Origin of the sequence: Moorena sp. SIO4E2 (genome assembly GCF_010671945.1) — a bacterium.
Taxonomy (GTDB): domain Bacteria; phylum Cyanobacteriota; class Cyanobacteriia; order Cyanobacteriales; family Coleofasciculaceae; genus Moorena; species Moorena producens.
In genome coordinates this window covers 1-1,840 of sequence record NZ_JAAHIE010001051.1, presented here as the reverse complement: position 1 = coordinate 1,840, position 1,840 = coordinate 1, and the positions used below count along the sequence as shown (strand labels likewise).

General features: G+C 48.3%; 3 protein-coding genes and 1 pseudogene. All 4 read right to left on the bottom strand.

The window, feature by feature from the left end; all coding sequences use genetic code 11:
* Nucleotides 1-354: pseudogene (locus F6K37_RS40510) on the bottom strand (hypothetical protein); the annotation flags it as partial.
* Between the two features lie 126 nt (nt 355-480).
* Entirely contained in the window at nt 481-732 is a 252-nt protein-coding gene (locus tag F6K37_RS40505) for an IS66 family transposase (protein WP_502708809.1), read from the bottom strand.
* On the bottom strand, nt 713-985 hold the full coding sequence (locus F6K37_RS40500) for an IS66 family transposase (RefSeq protein ID WP_287256935.1): 273 nt from the start codon (nt 983-985) through the stop codon (nt 713-715). The genes F6K37_RS40505 and F6K37_RS40500 overlap by 20 nt, the downstream gene beginning before the upstream one ends.
* Nucleotides 986-1,165: 180 nt before the next feature.
* A complete protein-coding gene (locus tag F6K37_RS40495) occupies nt 1,166-1,780 on the bottom strand; it encodes a DUF6444 domain-containing protein (protein ID WP_287256938.1) in 615 nt (204 codons plus the stop codon).
* Nucleotides 1,781-1,840 lie beyond the last annotated feature (60 nt).

Here is a 1,840-nt window from a genome sequence, read left to right as displayed (position 1 = left end):
TAAGCGAAGATTAAACTTCCCCAGCCAATCTTCGTCGAGGATCATCTTGAGTTCAGAAGGCACTGAAATGATCACATCATCCTGTATTGTAGTGATATAGGTAGGAGCGAGTTGTTTGATCTGGTGAAAAATGTCATCGATTCGAGGCCAATGAGATGATTGGTGAGGAGGAGGAGGAGGTCCTAAGAAACATCTTGCATCATCAATCATTATAACCGATCCAGAAATGGCTAATGCTGGCTTAAGCTCTAATAATAATGGGCATTCATTGCTCTCCCCACCGGTTCCTGGTCCACTATAGTGACCATCTAACCAGAAGAAAGCTGGTGAATTTAACTGTGTAACCGTAAGCATTCAGGTGTAGGGATTGACAAAGTCACCCCACTCACTTCAAAAGCGGAATCAGAGACAATTCGTGAGAACGCTGCCTGACTGCTAAGGACACAGCCTGACTCAGGAACTTTATGGTATTACGCCCGCTTAGCACGACTTGACTGAATCACACGTCAATATTGTTGCTGAACGCTCAAACCCATTCCAGGAGCGAGACCCCCCTGCGACTTTACGCTTAGTCACTGCCAAACGCAAAGAGCGTTCTGCCCGATTATTATCGGGTGGGACTTGTGGGTAGTCTAGGAAATACCACCATTGCTCGGACTTGTGCCTCAGCGATGCAGCGCGGTCTTGGGGGTTCCCCCCATGAGCGACTGCATCAAGACAAGACTTGAGCAACAACCCCGCAGCGATTTGCAGCTTTTGAACTCCAGCTCTCAATTGCCTCAGTTACTCGCCCCTTGAAAGACTCAGCCCAAGAAGCATAAACTGATGCCTCACCAGTCTCACGCCACTGACGGTGTTGGGCAAAAGCTTCATCAATCAACTCAATAAAGGCTTGACCCAAGCGAAGTTGGTGAGGCTGTTTCAGACGAGCGACTTGCTGAAAATGTCGTCGTAGATGAGCCAGACACTTTTGTGATCGCTGCAACTTCATAACCGTTGTAGACGCGCTTATTCGTCGGAACTGAGGACTCCTGCAAAACAAGACCTACGTAGATATTCAAGTTCGGCTCTTGAACGAGTGTCCCCGGCATGGAACAAACTATATCCGTATCCTGAAAGCACCCACATCCATTCTTTCACCCCATTGACCAACCATGGAGACTCGTCAACGTGGACATGAGGTTGATTCACGGGCCCACTCTTTTAATTCACTCACTTGTGGAGTAACGGCAGAGGCGACCCGCCGGGTGGTGGCATCTTTAGTTCCTAAACTTACCTCGATGTTCCCAAACTCTTGCAACCATTCCTGTTGCTTTTGATAAGACAAATGACCGTAGTGTCCCAACTTTCGCCAGCATTGCCTGCAAGGAACGCGCTCCTTGTCTTGTCCTGCAATGACATTCTCGGGTAACTCTCCCCCAACCACAGTCCCACAGTGATCACATATCCTTGCCTGATGCTGGTACTCTACAATTTCGATCGGATGCTCTACCAGTTGAGCCACCACATAGCTTCGGGTTGAGCAATCCCTACTTTCCCAATGATTTCCCTGACAGTTAGGACTTCTTTGAGGTTCGACTACTACATATCGGTCAACCCGCCCAAATCCTTTTCGGGTTTTCCCTTTGTGTCCTGGTTGTCCTCCTGGTTTTCGTTTCTCGGAATCTGATTCCTTCGACGGTTTTTTCTCTGACCTTCTGATTAAATCACTTGATGGGGGTTTTGATGAAGTCTGGCTGTCTTTGTTCAACAGACTTTTGAGGCGTTCCACCTCCCCAATCAGTTGTTCAATTCCCTAGTTGGCAGTTGCAGCACCAGCTCCACCAGAACTGATTGTCTG